The 16,564-nt window shown below is 69.8% G+C and carries 15 protein-coding genes; 5 read left to right on the top strand and 10 right to left on the bottom strand.

The window, feature by feature from the left end; all coding sequences use genetic code 11:
* Positions 1-304: 304 nt before the first annotated feature.
* Together ACFQ7Q_RS05040 and ACFQ7Q_RS05035 are read left to right on the top strand one after the other, a co-directional pair.
* On the top strand, positions 305-826 hold the full coding sequence (locus ACFQ7Q_RS05040; protein ID WP_329120266.1) for a universal stress protein: 522 nt from the start codon (positions 305-307) through the stop codon (positions 824-826).
* A 185-nt stretch (positions 827-1,011) separates the two neighbouring features.
* On the top strand, positions 1,012-1,578 hold the full coding sequence (locus ACFQ7Q_RS05035) for a GPR1/FUN34/YaaH family transporter (protein ID WP_383550063.1): 567 nt from the start codon (positions 1,012-1,014) through the stop codon (positions 1,576-1,578).
* Between the two features lie 194 nt (positions 1,579-1,772).
* Here ACFQ7Q_RS05035 and glmS read toward each other — a convergent pair whose 3' ends face one another.
* Both glmS and ACFQ7Q_RS05025 read right to left on the bottom strand, forming a co-directional pair.
* Positions 1,773-3,590 (bottom strand): glutamine--fructose-6-phosphate transaminase (isomerizing), encoded by a 1,818-nt coding sequence (gene glmS, locus ACFQ7Q_RS05030; RefSeq protein WP_383550061.1) that lies wholly within the window; start codon positions 3,588-3,590, stop codon positions 1,773-1,775.
* 33 nt (positions 3,591-3,623) lie between these two features.
* Complete coding sequence (locus ACFQ7Q_RS05025; RefSeq protein WP_041662420.1) at positions 3,624-3,899, bottom strand: hypothetical protein; 276 nt, start codon at positions 3,897-3,899, stop codon at positions 3,624-3,626.
* A 187-nt stretch (positions 3,900-4,086) separates the two neighbouring features.
* Here ACFQ7Q_RS05025 and ACFQ7Q_RS05020 point away from each other — a divergent pair, with 187 nt between their 5' ends.
* Positions 4,087-5,706: a beta-N-acetylhexosaminidase gene (locus ACFQ7Q_RS05020; RefSeq protein WP_383550058.1), complete on the top strand. Its 1,620-nt coding sequence runs from the start codon at positions 4,087-4,089 to the stop codon at positions 5,704-5,706.
* A 52-nt stretch (positions 5,707-5,758) separates the two neighbouring features.
* On the opposite strand, the gene ACFQ7Q_RS05015 is transcribed toward ACFQ7Q_RS05020, so the two are convergent.
* From ACFQ7Q_RS05015 to ACFQ7Q_RS04985, 7 genes are all read right to left on the bottom strand, one after another.
* A complete protein-coding gene (locus tag ACFQ7Q_RS05015; RefSeq protein WP_383550055.1) occupies positions 5,759-7,531 on the bottom strand; it encodes an IucA/IucC family protein in 1,773 nt (590 codons plus the stop codon).
* A complete protein-coding gene (locus ACFQ7Q_RS05010) occupies positions 7,528-8,058 on the bottom strand; it encodes a GNAT family N-acetyltransferase (RefSeq protein ID WP_383550052.1) in 531 nt (176 codons plus the stop codon). The genes ACFQ7Q_RS05015 and ACFQ7Q_RS05010 overlap by 4 nt, the downstream gene beginning before the upstream one ends.
* Positions 8,055-9,338, bottom strand: coding sequence for a lysine N(6)-hydroxylase/L-ornithine N(5)-oxygenase family protein (locus ACFQ7Q_RS05005; protein ID WP_383550049.1), 1,284 nt, complete (start codon positions 9,336-9,338; stop codon positions 8,055-8,057). The genes ACFQ7Q_RS05010 and ACFQ7Q_RS05005 overlap by 4 nt, the downstream gene beginning before the upstream one ends.
* Positions 9,325-10,803, bottom strand: coding sequence for a pyridoxal phosphate-dependent decarboxylase family protein (locus tag ACFQ7Q_RS05000; RefSeq protein ID WP_383550046.1), 1,479 nt, complete (start codon positions 10,801-10,803; stop codon positions 9,325-9,327). The genes ACFQ7Q_RS05005 and ACFQ7Q_RS05000 overlap by 14 nt, the downstream gene beginning before the upstream one ends.
* Positions 10,804-10,955: 152 nt before the next feature.
* Entirely contained in the window at positions 10,956-11,807 is an 852-nt protein-coding gene (locus ACFQ7Q_RS04995) for a siderophore-interacting protein (RefSeq protein WP_383550043.1), read from the bottom strand.
* 4 nt (positions 11,808-11,811) lie between these two features.
* On the bottom strand, positions 11,812-12,858 hold the full coding sequence (locus ACFQ7Q_RS04990) for an ABC transporter substrate-binding protein (protein WP_383550040.1): 1,047 nt from the start codon (positions 12,856-12,858) through the stop codon (positions 11,812-11,814).
* Between the two features lie 126 nt (positions 12,859-12,984).
* On the bottom strand, positions 12,985-13,413 hold the full coding sequence (locus tag ACFQ7Q_RS04985) for an ATP-binding protein (RefSeq protein ID WP_383550037.1): 429 nt from the start codon (positions 13,411-13,413) through the stop codon (positions 12,985-12,987).
* An 85-nt stretch (positions 13,414-13,498) separates the two neighbouring features.
* Between ACFQ7Q_RS04985 and ACFQ7Q_RS04980 the strand changes: the two genes are divergently transcribed.
* Positions 13,499-14,347, top strand: a complete 849-nt coding sequence (locus ACFQ7Q_RS04980) for a Scr1 family TA system antitoxin-like transcriptional regulator (protein ID WP_383550375.1) — start codon at positions 13,499-13,501, stop codon at positions 14,345-14,347.
* Positions 14,307-14,585 carry a DUF397 domain-containing protein gene (locus ACFQ7Q_RS04975; RefSeq protein ID WP_383550033.1) on the top strand — a complete coding sequence of 93 codons (279 nt, stop codon included), beginning with the start codon at positions 14,307-14,309 and terminating at the stop codon, positions 14,583-14,585. The genes ACFQ7Q_RS04980 and ACFQ7Q_RS04975 overlap by 41 nt, the downstream gene beginning before the upstream one ends.
* Before the next feature lie 7 nt (positions 14,586-14,592).
* On the opposite strand, the gene ACFQ7Q_RS04970 is transcribed toward ACFQ7Q_RS04975, so the two are convergent.
* Positions 14,593-16,488, bottom strand: coding sequence for an SMI1/KNR4 family protein (locus tag ACFQ7Q_RS04970; RefSeq protein ID WP_383550030.1), 1,896 nt, complete (start codon positions 16,486-16,488; stop codon positions 14,593-14,595).
* Between the last annotated feature and the right edge of the window lie 76 nt (positions 16,489-16,564).

The raw sequence follows: 16,564 nt of genomic DNA, 5'->3' as shown, positions 1-16,564 counted from the left end.
GACCTGTGGCAACGAGGAGCGGAACGTTCCGGTCACTGCGAGTGGCGGCCGTTCGTGCCCCGTACGGACGCCTGTAGGACACAACCGGCATTGCCATATCGGGAGGGGCTCGTGCATGCTCCCTGGGACGCCGTGCGATCGCTGTGTGTGGTCGCGACGGCTCTGGGCAGGAGAGGAGTGTCGCCGTACCCTTGGGGGTATGGGCTTGGGAAGATGATTCCCGGACACAGCTCCGCCGCCAACCGTTGTTCGTACGACGTTCTCCATCGTCCCCTCCCAACAGGACTTCTTCGCCGAGACACCGATGGCCGGTCACGAATTCCCCGAACCCGCGGACCGCAAGCGCGTCGCCGACTCCACGGTCGACCCCCTCGCGGTGGAACAGCCACGTCATTCCTGTGATCCCGCCTTCCGGCACGGAGTGGTCGTCGGCTTCGACGGCTCGACCTCCAGCGAGCGGGCCCTCGCGTACGCCATCGGCATGGCCAAGCGCTCCGGCTCCGGCCTGATCATCGTCCACGTCGCCAACCGGCTGCCCACCACGGTCTGGGCGGGCTGCGAGCCGCCGGTCTTCGTCGACGTACCGGACCACCGCACCGAGGTGCTCGGTCTCGAGCTCGCCTGCGCCGACTACCTCGCCGAGGTCCCCTGGATCCTCGTCGAGCGCGGTGGCGACATCTGCCACGAGTTGGAGGAGGTCGGCCGTGAGTACTCGGCCGACGCGATCGTGGTCGGCTCCACGCACGGCATCGTCGGCCGGATCTTCGGCTCGGTGGCCGGACGCCTCGCGAAGCGCGCGCAGCGTCCCGTGATCGTCATTCCCTGAGCCGTACGGACCGGCCGCGCCGGCTCGATCCCTACGGCTTCATCTTCTCGACACTTCGTCAACTCCCTTGCTACGGCGATAATTTTCGCCTCCGACAGGTGATTTGTGCGCTTGTGAAGGGTAGTTAAAGGTCACCGGAACAAGCAGCTCACGCAGCACAACTGCCCACTTGAAGGGAGCCCGCCGTGGACAACGAAGTCGCCGCGGGAAACACCACCTCCACTCTCGGCCACCTCGCGCTCGGACTGACCTTGCTGGCCTTCGGCATCGGCAGCACGGGCGTCATAGACAACGTCGCGGCGTCCGACGCCGCAGCCCTCGCCACCTGGGTCGGCGGCGTGGCGCTCTTCCTCGTCGGTCTGCTCGCCCTGCGCGCCGGCGACGGCGGGACGGGCACGGCCTATTCGGCGCTCGGCGCCTTCTGGTTCACCTGGGGGACCGGAGTGGGCGGCGACGCCTCGGCCGAGGCGACAGGTCTCTTCCTGCTGCTGTGGGCGCTGCTCGCGCTCACGCTGACGGTGGCGGCCGGGGGCAGCGGACTGTTCGGGCAGGGCGTGTACGGGCTGCTGTTCGTCGCGCTGCTGCTGCTCGGCATCGGCGCACTCGCCGACAACGGCGGGCTGGGCAAGGCGGGCGGCTGGGTCGCCGCGGTCGCCGGTCTCGCGGCCTGGTACGGCGCGACGGCGGCGGTGGCCAACTGGCCGACCTCGCTGAAGAGCGCCGCGGGCCGGGGTGTGACGGCCACCGGCTGACGCGGGCCCGCGCGGGCCCCGGGGCGGGGCCGTGGGGCCCGCGCGCATGAAAGCGGTCCCTGTGCACAGGTGGCGTGCACAGGGACCGCTGTGTGTCCGGCCGGGCGTCCGGCCCTCCGGGGACAGGTCCGGAATGCGGGCGGACGGGCTTTCCCGGCCGTGGTCGAGTCTCCGGGGGACAGGCCCGGATGCTGCTACTCGACCGTGACGGACTTGGCCAGGTTGCGCGGCTTGTCGATGTCGCGGCCCATGGCGAGCGCCGTGTGGTACGCGAGGAGCTGGAGCGGGATGCCCATCAGGATCGGGTCCAGCTCGTCCTCGTTCTTCGGGACGACGATGGTGTGGTCGGCCTTCGCCTGCGGCTGGTGCGCGACCGCGAGGATGCGGCCGCTGCGGGCCTTGATCTCCTCCAGGGCGGCGCGGTTCTTCTCCAGCAGGTCGTCGTCGGGGACGATCGCGACCGTCGGCAGGGCCGGCTCGATCAGGGCGAGCGGGCCGTGCTTCAGCTCGGAGGCCGGGTAGGCCTCGGCGTGGATGTAGGAGATCTCCTTGAGCTTCAGGGAGGCCTCCAGGGCGACCGGGTAGCCCCGCACGCGGCCGATGAACATCATCGACTGGGCGCCCGCGTACTCCGCGGCGATCTTCTTGATCTCGTCCTCGGTCTCGAGGATCTCGCTGATCTGCCCGGGCAGCTTGCGCAGGCCCTCGATGATCCGCTTGCCGTCGGTCACCGAGAGGTCGCGGATGCGGCCGAGGTGGAGAGCGATGAGCGCGAAGGCGGTGACCGTGTTGGTGAAGCACTTGGTGGAGACGACGCAGACCTCGGGGCCGGCGTGCACGTACACGCCGCCGTCGGCCTCGCGGGCGATGGCCGAGCCGACGACGTTGACGACGCCGATGACCCGGGCGCCCTTGCGCTTCAGCTCCTGGACGGCGGCCAGCACGTCGTACGTCTCACCGGACTGCGAGACGGCGATGTAGAGGGTGTCGGGGTCCACGACCGGGTTGCGGTAGCGGAACTCCGAGGCCGGCTCGGCGTCGGCGGGGATACGGGCCATGGACTCGATGAGCCCGGCGCCGATGAGGCCGGCGTGGTACGAGGTGCCGCAGCCGAGGATCTTGATGCGGCGGATGGAGCGGGCCTCGCGGGCGTCGAGGTTCAGGCCGCCCAGGTGGACCGTGGAGAAGCGGTCGTCGATCCGGCCGCGCAGCACGCGGTCGACCGCGTCGGGCTGCTCGGAGATCTCCTTGTGCATGTACGTGTCGTGGCCGCCCATGTCGTAGGAGGCGGCCTCCCACTCCACGGTCTCCGGGGTGGCCGTCGTCGAGGCGCCCGAGGTCGTGTACGTACGGAAGTCGTCGGCCTTCAGGGTGGCCATCTCGCCGTCGTCGAGGGTGACGACCTGGCGGGTGTGGGCGATCAGGGCGGCGACGTCGGAGGCGACGAACATCTCCTTCTCGCCGATGCCGAGGACGACCGGGGAGCCGTTGCGGGCCACCACGATGCGGTCGTTGAAGTCGGCGTGCATGACGGCGATGCCGTAGGTGCCCTCGATGACCTTGAGCGCCTCGCGGACCTTCTCCTCCAGGCTGGTGGCCTGGGAGCGGGCGATCAGGTGGGTGATGACCTCGGTGTCGGTCTCGGAGGCGAAGACGACGCCGTCCGCCTCGAGCTTGGCGCGCAGCTCCTGCGCGTTGTCGACGATGCCGTTGTGGACGACCGCGACCTTGTTCTCGGGGTCCAGGTGCGGGTGCGAGTTGATGTCGCTCGGCGCGCCGTGGGTGGCCCAGCGGGTGTGGGCGATGCCGGTGGTGCCGGTGAAGCGCTTGGGGACGCGGGCCTCGAGGTCACGGACCCGGCCCTTGGCCTTCACCATCTTCAGGCCGGAGGCCTTCGGGCTGGTGATCACGATGCCGGCGGAGTCGTACCCCCGGTACTCCAGCCGCTGCAGACCTTCCAGCAGCAGCGGGGCCACGTCGCGCTTTCCGATGTAACCGACAATTCCGCACATAAAGGTGTAACCCCTCCAAGGTAGTGGGCGTGCTCAGCCGTAGACGATGCGGCGCAGTTGCCGGAGCGAGAGCTCCGGCGGCGCCACGGCGCGGTGCGGCAACTCGGCCGCGATGCGCTCGAAGATCTCGGCGTTCACGGCGCCACCGGACTGCAGTTCGCGGTGGCGACGGCGGACGAAGTCCTCGGTCGACTCGTCGAAGTACGCCAGCACGTCGAGAACCACCCGGGCGGCCTCACCGCGCTGCAGCGCGGTGCTGCGCACCAGGTGGTCGATGAGGTCGTCATGCGACGGGCGGCGTTCGAGCACCCGTGAATACTGAGGGGTACCCGGGCGACTTCGCAAGAATCCTGCCCGAAATCGGGCAGACGCTTCCATGATCACCGCCCTGGACGGCCAAATTGGTCTACACCTTGACCGCGCAAGTGGTCCACGGTACGCATGGTGACTGTTCGGATACGCATATCCACAGCCGCGAAGTCCATCGAAAGGGACCATGTCTGTGAGACAGCGCAGAACGCTTCCCCGTGTGCTCGGCGCCCTGCTGCTCCTTGCGGCGGCCGGCATCTCCTGCGTCGGAGCCGCCCCCAGCGCCCATTCCGCCGCCGAACCCGCGCTCCGTCCGCTCGGCCGGGTCGTCCCGGCCCCCGCCTCCGTGACGCCCGGCGGGCAGCCGTACACGGTCGACGCCGCCACCCGTATCCGCGTCGACGAGGACTCCCGGGAGTCCCGTGCCGTCGCCGACTACCTCGCCGGGGTCCTCCGCCCCTCGACCGGCCACGCGCTGCCCGTCGTCGACGAGTACGCGGCGGCCGGCGGCATCCGGCTCCGCCTCACCCGGGACGCCGCGCTCGGCGACGAGGGCTACCGGCTGCAGTCGACACGCGGCGGCATCACCCTCACGGCCCACCGCCCCACGGGTCTTTTCCGGGGTGTCCAGACCCTGCGCCAGCAGCTCCCGGCGGCCGTCGAGAAGCGCACGGTGCAGCCCGGCCCCTGGCAGGTCGCGGGCGGCACCATCACCGACACCCCGCGCTACGCCTACCGGGGGGCGATGCTCGACGTCTCCCGCCACTTCTTCACGGTCGAGCAGGTCAAGCGCTACATCGACCAGCTCGCCCTCTACAAGATCAACAAGCTGCATCTGCATCTCTCCGACGACCAGGGCTGGCGCATCGCCATCGACTCCTGGCCCCGGCTCGCCACCCACGGCGGCTCCACCCAGGTCGGCGGCGGCCCCGGCGGCTACTACACCAAGGACGACTACAAGGAGATCGTCCGCTACGCCGCCTCCCGCCATCAGGAGGTCGTCCCCGAGATCGACGTGCCCGGACACACCAACGCCGCACTCGCCTCGTACGCCGAGCTGAACTGCAACGGCGTCGCCCCGCCGCTCTACACGGGCACCAACGTGGGCTTCAGCTCCCTGTGCGTGCCGAAGGAGGTCACGTACGACTTCGTGGACGACGTGATCCGCGAGCTCGCCGCGCTGACCCCGGGGAAGTACCTCCACATCGGCGGCGACGAGGCGCACTCCACGCCCCACGCGGACTACGTCGCCTTCATGGACAAGGTCCAGCCGGTCGTCGCCAAGTACGGCAAGACCGTGATCGGCTGGCACCAGCTGACCGGCGCCACGCCGGCCGAGGGCGCGCTCGCGCAGTACTGGGGCCTCGACCGCACCAGCGCCGCGGAGAAGGAGCAGGTCGCGGCGGCGGCGCGGAACGGCACCGGGCTGATCCTCTCGCCCGCCGACCGGGTCTACCTCGACATGAAGTACACGAAGGACACCAAGCTGGGTCTCGCCTGGGCCGGCTACGTCGAGGTGCAGCGGTCCTACGACTGGAACCCGGCGGCCTATCTGCCGGGCGCGCCTGAGTCGGCCGTGAAGGGCGTCGAGGCACCGCTGTGGACGGAGACCATCTCCACGAACGCCCACGTCGACCAGATGGCCTTCCCGCGCCTGCCGGGCGTGGCGGAGCTGGGCTGGTCCCCGGCGGCGACGCACGACTGGGAGCAGTACAAGGCGCGGCTCGCGGAGCAGGGTCCGCGGTTCGAGGCGCTCGGCATCGACTACTACCGCTCGCCGCAGGTTCCCTGGACCGCGGCCGAGTAGTACGAAGCGCGGGCCCGGCGGAGGACCGTACTCCGCCGGGCCCGCGCCGGTCTCAACGGGTGAACCGCGCGATCGGGTTCACCAGGTCGCCGACGAGCTGGAGCGCCGCCGACGGGTCCGCCAGGTCCACCATCTGCTTGTTGTTGCGCAGCTGGAGGCGGTTGAGGGCGGAGAGCGCGAAGGTCTCCGCGAACATGTCGTACTGCGCGAACTTCTCCGCCAGCTCCGGCTTCGACTCCTGGTAGCCGCGCACGCACTCCGCGACCGTCCGCCAGAACGCGTCCTCGTCGAGCACGCCCTCCGCCGCCAGCGTCGACGCGAGGAAGCGGAAGAAGCAGTCGAAGACGTCCGTGAAGATCGACAGCAGCTTCATGTCCTCGGGGACCTCGGCGCGGACCCGCTCCACCGCCGGCGGCAGGACCGCGGCCGGGTCCATCACGCAGATCTCCTCGGCGATGTCCTTGAAGATCGCGCGGGAGACCGCGCCGCGCTCGTCGAGGGCCAGGATCACGTTCTCGCCGTGCGGCATGTAGACCAGGTCGTAGGCGTAGAAGCTGTGCAGCACCGGCAGCAGGTACGCGTCCAGGTAGCCACGCAGCCACTCCGTCGGCGCGAGGCCCGAGTCCTTGATGAGGGCTCCGGCGAACGACGCGCCCGCGTGGTCGACGTGGAGCAGCGAGGCCATCGTCGCGAGCCGCTCGCCCGGGGCCAGCGAGGCCACCGGCGACTCGCGCCAGAGCGCGGCGAGCATCTTGCGGTACGGCGAGTAGCGGTCGGTGGCGGCCTCGTACTCCAGGTGCCGGTAGCCGACGGCCGCCCGCTCGCGGATGATCGAGAACCGGGCCGCCTGGAGGACGGAGTCGGCCTCGATCAGCCCCGCCAGCCAGTCGTTGATCGCCGGGGTCGCCTCCATGTACGCGGCCGAGAGCCCGCGCATGAAGCCCATGTTGAGGACCGACAGCGCCGTCTTGACGTAGTGCTTGGCCGGGTCGGAGGAGTTGAAGAAGGTACGGATGGACTGCTGGGCCAGATAGCCGTCGTCGCCCTCGCCCAGATAGACCAGACGCTCCTGGGCGACCTCGGCGGCGAAGGTGACCGACAGCTTGTTCCACCACTGCCACGGGTGGGCCGGCATCAGCAGGTAGTCCGCCAGGTCCAGGCCGCGCTCGGCGAGGATCTCGGCGAACCCGTCGACGGTCTTGTCGCCCAGCTCGGCGCGGATGAAGGCGTCGTAGTCGATGCCCACGCCGGCCGTGAAGGTGGCGCGGTCGCGGCGGGCGGCCAGCCAGATCAGGTGGATCTCGCCGGCGGCCTCGGGGGCGTACGCGCGGTACTCGTCCACACCGAAGCCGAGCCGGCCGTTGTTGGCGACGAAGCAGGGGTGACCCTCGGTCATCCCGGTCTCGATCGCCTGGAAGTCCGCGCGCGCCAGCTCGGCGGCGGTGACCTGCGGCTTGGTCGACTTGAACGCCGTACCGGCCAGGGTGGAGGAGATCTCCTCCAGGTAGACCGGCAGGATCTCGTCGCTCAGGCCCAGCGAGCCGCGCAGCTCGGTGATGAACATCAGGGCGTCGAGGGGGAGGCGCTCCTCGCCGCGGTGGCGGCTGATGGACTCCGGGTGGACGTGCCAGTGGTCGAGCGCGAAGCGGTCGGCGGTGAAGCGGTACTCGGTCGTGCCGTCGTCGCCGAGGACCTTGTAGCGGCTCTCCCCCAGCTCCTGCGGGTTGAGGAGACGCTCGTGGGCGAACTCGGCGAGGCCCTTGCGGATCAGCGCGCGGTTGGCGTCCGCCCAGCGCGCCGGGGTGAGGTGGGCGACGGGGTTCACGCGGCGACTCCCACGGCGGTCTCGAACTGCGCGCGGGTGCAGAAGCTCAGCAGGGCCTGCTTCTCCGGCTTCCGGATCTCCCGTTCCGGCACGAAGCCGACGGCCTCGTTGAGCGCGTGGACGGCGGTGTTGCGGACGTCGGGCTCGACGACGACCCGCGCGGTCGCCGGGTCGGCGAAGAGCTCGGCCATCACGGCGGTGATGACCGTCCGGGTGAAGCCGCGTACGGGGGTGTCGGTGGGCGCGACGAGGAAGTGCATCCCGACGTCGCCCGGGAGCGGCTCGTACAGGCCGACCAGTTCGACGTACCGGGGGTCGTACCGCTCCATGAGGAAGACGGGCTTCTCGTCCACGAGGCCGATGAAGGCGTCGTGGTGCGGGTGCGCGGCGATCGCCATGTACTCGCGCTCGACGTCCTCGAGCTTCGCGTCCTGCATCATCCAGAAGGCGGCTTTGGGGTGAGTGACCCACGGGTGGATCAGCTCGGCGTCCCGGAGAGGATCGTAGGGACGTATGCGAACGGTCATACCGCGAACTCCTGGAAAGCGATGGTCTTCTCGACGGGGTAGTAGTCGGAGCCCAGCATGGCGCCGATGATGTACGCGTTGCGGTACGCCCCCATGCCCAGGTCGGGCGAGGTGATGGAGTGCGTGTGCACGGCGGCGTTCTGCAGGAAGACGCCGCGCCCCGTCGTGTCGATCGAGTAGTTGCGGGCCACGTCGAAGCGGCCCTGTCCGTCCCACTTGAGGCGGTCCTTGACCGGCTCGAGGAAGGCGGGGACGGCGTACTTGTAGCCGGTCGCGAGGATCAGGCCCTCGGTCTCGACGGTGAAGTCCTTCTCCTGCTCCTCCTGATGGAAGCCGAGCGTGTACGTGCCGCTGGTGTCGTCGTACGCGGCGGAGTGCAGCGCCGAGTTGGTGAGCAGGCGCGTGGGGACCGGACCGGCCAGGTTCTTCTGGTAGAGCAGGTCGAAGATCGCGTCGATCAGCTCGCCGTCGATGCCCTTGAACAGGTTCTTCTGCTGGGTCTCCAGGCGGTACCGGGTCTGCTCGGGCAGCGCGTGGAAGTAGTCCACGTACTCCGGCGAGGTCATCTCCAGCGTGAGCTTGGTGTACTCCAGCGGGAAGAAGCGCGGCGAGCGCGTCACCCAGTTGAGCCGGTAGCCGTGGACGTCGATCTCGGACAGGAGGTCGTAGTAGATCTCCGCCGCGCTCTGGCCGCTGCCGACCAGGGTGATCGACTTCTTCTTCTGCAGCTCCTCCTTGTTCTGGAGGTAGCGCGAGTTGTGGATCAGGTCGCCGCCGAGGCCCTGGCAGGAGTCGGGGACGTACGGCGGGGTGCCGGTGCCGAGCACGATCCGGCGGGCCCGGAAGGCCTCTCCGGCCTCGGTCGTCACCACGTACTCCTCGCCGGCCTCGTCGTACGAGACGGAGGCGACGGTGGTGGAGAAGCGGATGGAGGAGAGCTTCGCGGCGGCCCAGCGGCAGTAGTCGTTGTACTCGGTGCGCAGCGGGTAGAAGTTCTCGCGGATGTAGAAGGAGTAGAGCCGTCCCTTCTCCTTCAGATAGCTGAGGAAGGAGTACGGGGAGGTCGGGTCGGCGAGCGTGACCAGGTCCGACATGAACGGGGTCTGGAGGTGGGCGCCTTCGAGGAACATCCCCGAGTGCCACTCGAAGTCCGGCTTGGACTCCAGGAAGAGGCCGTTCAACTCGTCGATGGGCTCGGTCAGGCAGGCGAGGCCGAGGTTGAACGGACCGAGCCCGATGCCGATGAAGTCGTACGTGGCGGGGATATCAGGCGTGGACAAGGGTCTCTCCCAGGTACTGCTCGGCGTGGCCGGCTATCAGATCGAGGACGGCGGCGATGTCCGCCAGAGTCGTCTCGGGGTTGAGCAGGGTGAATTTCAGGTACTGGCGGCCGTCGACCTTGGTCCCGGCGACGACGGCCTCGCCGGAGGCGAAGAGCGCCTTGCGCGCGTAGAGGTTGGCGCGGTCGATGTCCGCGGGCGAGGTGACGGCCTCGGGGATGTAGCGGTAGACGAGGGTGGACAGCTGCGGCTGGACGACCACGTCGTAGCGCGGGTCGGCGGCGAGCAGCTCGAAGCCGGCCGCGGCCAGGTCGCAGACCTCGTCGAAGAGCTCTCCGACACCGTCGGCGCCCATCACGCGCAGGGTCATCCACAGCTTGAGCGCGTCGAAGCGGCGGGTGGTCTGGAGGGACTTGTCGACCTGGTTCGGGATCTGCTCCGCGATCGTGGTGGGGGTCCCCCCTGCTCGAGCGGAGCCGAGAGCTTGGGGGAGCGGGTTCAGGTAGTCCGCGTGGTACGTGGCGTGGCGCAGCGTCGCCCCGTCCCTGACCAGGACGGCGGAGGAACTCACCGGCTGGAAGAAGGACTTGTGGTAGTCGACGGTGACGGAGTCGGCGTGCTCGATGCCGTCCAGGAGGTGGCGGCGGTCGCGCGAGGCCAGGAGTCCGCAGCCGTAGGCGGCGTCGACGTGCATCCAGGCGCCGTACTCGTCCGCCAGGGCGGCGATCTCGGGCAGCGGGTCGATGGAGCCGAAGTCGGTGGTGCCGGCGGTGGCGACGATCGCCATCGGGGTCAGCCCCTCGGCGCGGCAGGCCTCCAGCTCGGCGGCGAGGACGACGGACTGCATCCGCTTGTTGCGGTCGACCGGGATGGAGATGACGGCGTCGGCGCCGAGGCCGAGGAGGGTGGCCGACTTCTGGACGCTGAAGTGGCTGCACTCGGAGGAGAAGATCCGGAGTTTCGCCAGGTCCTTCGTCTTGGCCTCCTCGCGGGCGAGCAGGAGCGCCTGGAGGTTGGACTGCGTACCACCGCTGGTGAACACGCCGTCGGCGGCCGGGCCGAGGCCGATGCGGCCGCAGGTCCAGTCGATGAGCTTGCGCTCGATGAGGGTGCCGCCCGCGCTCTGGTCCCAGGTGTCGAGCGAGGAGTTGACCGCCGAGAGGACGGCCTCGCCGAGGACGGCGGGGATCACGACCGGGCAGTTGAGGTGGCCCAGGTAGCGCGGGTGGTGGAAGTACACGGCGTCGCGGAGGTAGACGCTCTCCAGCTCGTCCAGAGCGGCGGAAGAGTCGCCGAGCGGCTTGTCGAGGTCGACGGCGTCGACGGTGGGAGCCAGCTCGGCGGGGGTCACGCCGGTGAACGGGCGACGCGTCGTGGCGAGTTTGGCCGCCACCCGCTCGACTCCTTCGGTGACGGAGAGCCGGTAGCTCTCCGCCGTGGCGTCATTGAGCAGGTGCGAGCGCATGTGCGGGGCCCTCCCGGGGACGGGGACTCGATCAGTATGAAGTGAGGTTAGCCTAACCTAAGTTTGGCGCAAAATGACCCCCCACCCGCAACGGGTGGGGGGTCATTCGGTGAACGATCTGGGCGGCGGCCACGCGCCGCCCCGCCGTGCCGCTACGCGTCGTCCTGCGTCTCGTCCGGCACCTCGCGCAGGGCGTCCTCGGACAGTCCCTTGCGCCAGTAGCCGACGAACGTCACACGTCGGCGGTCCAGTTCACGCTCCCGCACGAAGTGACGGCGCAGCTCCTTCACCGCACCGGACTCGCCCGCGATCCAGACGTACGGCGCCCGGCCCGGCAGCTCGGCGGCGCGCACCGCGTCCACACCGGAGGGTGCGCCCTCCTCGCGAATCAGCCATGTGACGGTGGCGTCGGCCTGCGTCGCCAGCTCCAGGCGGTCGCCGGAGTAGGGGACTTCGAGATAGACGTGGGCGCGGGTCTCGGCCGGCAGCCACTCCAGGATCGCCGCGGCGGCCGGCAGGGCCGTCTCGTCCGCCCAGATGAGTACGGAGTCGGCGTCGTCCGGCAGTTGGAAGCGGACGGCGGTGTTGGCCGGAATCGCGGGACCGAGAACGACCACCCGGTCACCCGGCTCGGCGCGCTGCGCCCAGCGGCAGGCGGGGCCGCCGTCCTCGTGCAGCGCGAAGTCGATGTCGACCTCGTTCCGCGGCTCCGTGCGCTGCTCCCGGACGGTGTACGAGCGCATCACGGCCCGCTCGTCGTCCGGCATCGCGCGCCAGGCGCCGAGGATCGCGTACATGTCGGGGTTGTCCAGCGGCGGCAGGACGGGGGCCTCCTGGCCGGGGTGCGGCAGGAAGAGGGAGAGGGACTGATCGCGTCCGCCGGCGGCGAAGGACGTGAGGTCCTCTCCCGTGAAGGTGACCCGGACCAGGGACGGGCCGAGCCGCCTCGTCCTGTCGACCTGGAGGTTGAAGAACTTGAACGGGGCGGTCTCGGCGCTCGTCATGGGGTCAGGCCACCTTCTTCGCGTTCTCCAGCGCCTTGGCCAGGTCCTCCAGGAGCGGGGCGCACTTGGCGTAGGAGTAGATGGGCTCGGTCACGCGCGGGAAGACCTGGCCGGCCTTGACGGCGGGCAGCGCGGCCCAGGTGGGCTTGGCCTTCAGGGCCTCCGGCTGCAGGGCCGAGGTGCGGTTGTCGAGCAGGATGATGTCGGCCTTGTACTTGTCGACGTTCTCCCAGCTCAGCAGCTCGAACCAGCCGCTGGGGTCCAGCTTCTCGGGGACGATGACGTTGACGCCCAGCTCCTGGAAGTAGAGCGTGTCGGTCGGCCGGACCGGGGTGGAGACGTAGAAGACGTCGGGGGAGCCGGAGCCGATCAGGACCTTGATGTCCTTCTTGCCCTTGGCGGCCTGACGGACGCGCTCGGCGGCGGCCTCGAAGCGGGCCTTGTCGTCCAGGATCTGCTTGGTCTTCACATCGGCGCCCAGCGACGCGGCGAGGTCGGCGTGGCGCTGGAGGACGGTCGGCATGGACTTGTCGGCGGCCCACAGGGCGACGCTCGGGGCGACCTTGAGGATCTTGTCCTTCTGCTCCGCCGGGATGTACCAGAGGTCGTTCTTCTCCCACATGTCCGTGATGAGGACATCGGGGTTGAGCTTGAGGTACTCCTCGATCTTGAACTCGCCCCAGACGTTGCCGATGACCTTGACCTTGGCGATGTCGAGGTCACCGGCCTGGACGTCCGGCTTCCTCTCCTTGGTCTTCGGGTCCTCGACGTACGTCGGGCCGAAGACGCCCTTGACCTCGACGCCGAAGTCCTTGAGCGCGGCGGCCATACCGGTGAAGGCGACGATGTTCTTCGGGGTGGACTTCGTCTCGACGGCGGTGCCGCGGTCGTCCGTGAACTTCCACGAGCCGGACTTCTCGCCGGCGCCGGAGGAGGCGCCGCCCTTGGTCTCGTTGCCGCAGGCGGCGAGCGCGGCGCCGAGCCCGAGGGCGCCGCCCGCGGCCAGCAGACCGCGACGGGTGAGGTGGGTGGCTCGGGCGTTGCTGGGCATGGCGATGTCGCTTTCGGTACGTGCCGGAGTCGGCGCCTGGGCAATTCGAGGGAAGGTTAGCCTAACCTCATGTCGATCAGTAGAGGTGGGGGCTGATGTCCTTGTCACATGCCAGAGGCGTAGCCCTTACTGAGGGGGTGTGAGGGGTGAGTCGCACTCGAACCACACCGTCTTGCCGTCGGCGGACGGCTCCACACCCCAGCGGTCGGTCACGGCCTCGACGAGCATGAGTCCCCGCCCGGCCTCCGCCAGCGGCTCGGCCGCCTTCGCGTAGAGAGGCGGTCCGGGGAGCGTGTCGGCGACCTCCACCCGCAGGCCGTGCGGCTCCCGCAGGATCAGAACCGTGCAGCGCCGCCCGGGAACGTGCCGTACGACATTGGCGACCAGCTCCGTGAGCGCGAGCCCGGCGGAGTCGGCGAGGTGGTCGAGCCCCCAGCGGCCGAGGGACATGCGCAGGATGCGGCGCATGTGACCGGCGGAGTGCTCACCGACGGTGAAGCCCATGCGGTAGCTGTTCCGAAGTTCCGCCGGATAGAGGTCGGTTGCCTGATTCATGCCACCAGGTTGGGGCGGTCTGGTTACGCTCGGCTACGGACCGAAACGAACGCAGCGAAGCGTGGGCTTGGGGGTGAATCTCGACGTGGCCAACATCCGCAGTCTCGATCCGAGCGCCTCACCGCTCGACTACTACGGCTCGGAACTCCGCCGGCTGAGGGAGGAGGCGGGCCTCGGCCAGCAGCAGCTGGGCGACATCGTCTACTGCACGGCGTCGCTGATCGGCCAGATCGAGACGACGAAGAAGGTCCCCACGCGGGAGTTCTCGGAACGGCTCGACGCGGCGCTGATGACGGGCGGGTTGTTCACGCGGCTGGTGGGGCTGGTGCTGAAGAGCCAGTTGCCGACGTGGTTCCAGGCGTACGCGGAGATGGAGGCGCGGGCGACGTACATCTCGACGTATCAGGCGCAGCTCGTCTATGGCCTGCTGCAGACGGAGGGGTACGCGCGGGCGGTACTGGGTGCTCGCACCGAGGACGACCTCGACACCAAGGTCGCTGCTCGCATCGAGCGCCAGCGCATCCTGGACCGGGAGACCCCGCCGTTGATCTGGGTGGTGCTGAGCGAGGCCGTCCTGCGCCAGGAGGTCGGTGGATGCGAGGTCATGCGAAACCAACTCGCCTACTTGTTGGCTATGCAGGAGCGCGAGTGGGTCAAGATCCAGATCCTGCCGTACGGGGCCGGGGCGCACGCCGGACTGATGGGCTCGTTCAACTTGCTGCGGTTCGAGGACGACCCCGACATCGTGTACACGGAGGACTTCATCCAGGGCCATATGACCGCCAATCCGGCAGCCATCAGGGAGGGTTCGCTCCGTTACGATCACGTTCAGGCGTCGGCCCTTTCCGTGGAGGACTCGGCCGCATTGATCGCCCGTGTAATGGAGGAGTGCTATGGCGACCAACCAGAACCTGACGGGCGCGAATTGGCGTAGGTCCTCGTACAGCGGTGACACCGGCGGCGACTGCATCGAATGCGCCCCCCTCGGCCCCGCCGCCTGGCGCAAGTCCTCTCACAGCGGCTCCAACGGCGGCGAGTGCGTCGAGGTCGCCGATCTCACCGCCCACGTCGCCGTCCGGGACTCCAAGGACCCCGAAGGGTCCGCCTTCCTGGCGACCCCCGCCGCGTTCACCGCCTTCGTGGCTGCCGCGGCCGGGGGCCTCCTCGACTGACACGCGGTCAGGGGCGGTGCCGCCCGAGGGTCACGTAGCCGTACCCCTCGCCCGGCTGCGGGGCGCGGGTCCAGGACCTGGTGGTGAAAGTGGGAAGCCGGCCCTGGGTCAGCGCCAAGCGGGGGAGGGAGAGCCCGAGTTCGGTGTGCAGGGCCTCCAGCACGCGCAGCTCGCCTTCCTCCTCGGAGTCCTCCGGGCCGAAGAGATTCGTGGGATCCAAGGCTTCGGGTATCGCGCCGGAGCGCTGGACCTCCTTGCCCCGCACGGTGTACGCGTACAGCTCCTCGCCCTGTTCGGCCACGGACAGGTGGAACGCGGCCGAGTGGTCGCCCGGCGAGCTCTGCTCACGCCACACCGTCACCGCCCGGCCGGTCGAGGAGGCGACCGGAGCAGGTGACCGGAACAGCCCGCTGATGCGCGCGTGGGAGTGGCCGTCGAAGGCGAAGGCCCAGCCCTCGGAGGTGCGGCCCACCGCGACCACGGCCCGGTCCTCCCACAGCTCCACGCCCTCCCGCTCATGCGGCCTGAGCGCTCGCCGGGACGCTTCGTAGAGGTCCGTGGGCGGGCTCGGTTCGGCGCCCTCCTCGCCGATCAGGTCGGGCAGGGCAGCGGGGTCCGTCCCCTCGACCCAGACGCAGCGGTATCCGTCGAACGGGCGCCGGTTCGCCGCGGGCTCGGCCAGCCACGCGAGACCGGGCGGGTCGAGATCGGGAGTCGGCTCGGGAACGGGCCCCGTCTCACCGGCCCGCGGTGTCGCGAGGATCTCCCGCCCGCGCTCGGGCGTCACCAGCGGACCGAGCACCGGGTCGGCGAGCAGCCCGACCGGGGCGATCAGCGAGGGTCCGGGGGCCTCCCAGAGCGGGAGAGCGTCCCGCAGCACCCGCCACGCCGCGTCGGTCGCGCCCCAGCGCGCCGACTCACGCGCCTCGGCGACGGCGAGGCCCCATGGGCCGGGAGGTGCGTACCGGTGGGTGCCGTCCCGCATCGCCCCCAGCACCGTCTCGGCGGTCTCCCGGGGCACCCCGCGCGCGGCCATCATCCCCAGCCAGTGGTCGTCCCCGTCCGACCGCCATGTGCCACCGGCCGACGACATTGCCTCCAGAGGCAGGATCTCGGGCAGGTAGCACGGATCGGCGGCCAGGAAGCCGTAGCTCTGGGCGCCGCGCGGAGCCAGCAGATGCCGGAGCTGGGTCAGCAGCACGCGGCTCCCCGGCCGCCCGAAGGACTGCGCCTCTTCGAGCAGCGGCAGCGCCTCCTCGTACCGGCCCCGCAGGGCCAGCCGGTGGGCCTCCTCCACACGGGCGTCCTGGGCGCGCGTGGTCCCGTTCACGAAGTCGGGCCTCTCCACCCGGTCGGAGTGGAAGTCGCGGTACATGGCTTCCATGTACGCCCGGAATGACACGTACCGGTCGGGGAACTCCCCGCTCCAGCCCTTGTAGACGTAGAGCGCCCACTCGCCGTCCCGGTCGGTGTCGCCCGGGTCGAGCAGGGCGTACGACATGTCGGAGTCCGTCTCCAGCCGCAGCGCCCTTCGCCACATCCCGGCCAGCAGGACCTCCTCCTCGCGCGAGTCGTCGCCGAGGCTCTGCTCGTACATCGGGGTCATGTCGAACGGGTCCCCGAACCAGTCGATGTCCTCGACGCCGCCGAGCTGGTAGATCGCGGCCATCTGGTCCACGTGCCAGCCGTCGGACACGCCAAGGAACGCCCGGTACGAGGGCGGCAGCCGCCGCCCCAGGCGCTTCTCGGCCGCCGCGATCGCCGACTCGTCCGCCCCCGGCCTGGCAGGGGAGGCAGCGGGCTGCTCGCCATCGTCGTCCTCGTCCTCCGCGTCGGCGCGCGGAACCCACTCGTCCCGCCAACGCCCCAGGAACTCGTGCCAGTCGAAGTCCTCGCTGCTCATGGGTGGATCGTGTCATCCGCCACTGACAGCGACTCCGGGCATGGGACGAGCCGTCGCCCCGGCGGGAACGCCGGGG

This window comes from Streptomyces sp. NPDC056527 (genome assembly GCF_042794475.1).
In the GTDB taxonomy this organism is placed as follows: Bacteria; Actinomycetota; Actinomycetes; order Streptomycetales; family Streptomycetaceae; genus Streptomyces.
The sequence above is the reverse complement of the archived record's forward strand: the minus strand, read 5'-3'. Positions and strand labels throughout refer to the sequence as shown.

Excerpts from the sequence above, each read along its gene's own strand:
- ACFQ7Q_RS04990 (WP_383550040.1), bottom strand. The coding sequence starts at position 12,858 with ATGCCCAGCAACGCCCGAGCCACCCACCTCACCCGTCGCGGTCTGCTG.
- ACFQ7Q_RS05020 (WP_383550058.1), top strand. The coding sequence starts at position 4,087 with ATGTCTGTGAGACAGCGCAGAACGCTTCCCCGTGTGCTCGGCGCCCTG.
- ACFQ7Q_RS05040 (WP_329120266.1), top strand. The coding sequence starts at position 305 with ATGGCCGGTCACGAATTCCCCGAACCCGCGGACCGCAAGCGCGTCGCC.
- ACFQ7Q_RS04970 (WP_383550030.1), bottom strand. The coding sequence starts at position 16,488 with ATGAGCAGCGAGGACTTCGACTGGCACGAGTTCCTGGGGCGTTGGCGG.
- ACFQ7Q_RS04995 (WP_383550043.1), bottom strand. The coding sequence starts at position 11,807 with ATGACGAGCGCCGAGACCGCCCCGTTCAAGTTCTTCAACCTCCAGGTC.
- ACFQ7Q_RS04985 (WP_383550037.1), bottom strand. The coding sequence starts at position 13,413 with ATGAATCAGGCAACCGACCTCTATCCGGCGGAACTTCGGAACAGCTAC.
- glmS (WP_383550061.1), bottom strand. The coding sequence starts at position 3,590 with ATGTGCGGAATTGTCGGTTACATCGGAAAGCGCGACGTGGCCCCGCTG.
- ACFQ7Q_RS04975 (WP_383550033.1), top strand. The coding sequence starts at position 14,307 with ATGGCGACCAACCAGAACCTGACGGGCGCGAATTGGCGTAGGTCCTCG.
- ACFQ7Q_RS05010 (WP_383550052.1), bottom strand. The coding sequence starts at position 8,058 with ATGACCGTTCGCATACGTCCCTACGATCCTCTCCGGGACGCCGAGCTG.
- ACFQ7Q_RS05000 (WP_383550046.1), bottom strand. The coding sequence starts at position 10,803 with ATGCGCTCGCACCTGCTCAATGACGCCACGGCGGAGAGCTACCGGCTC.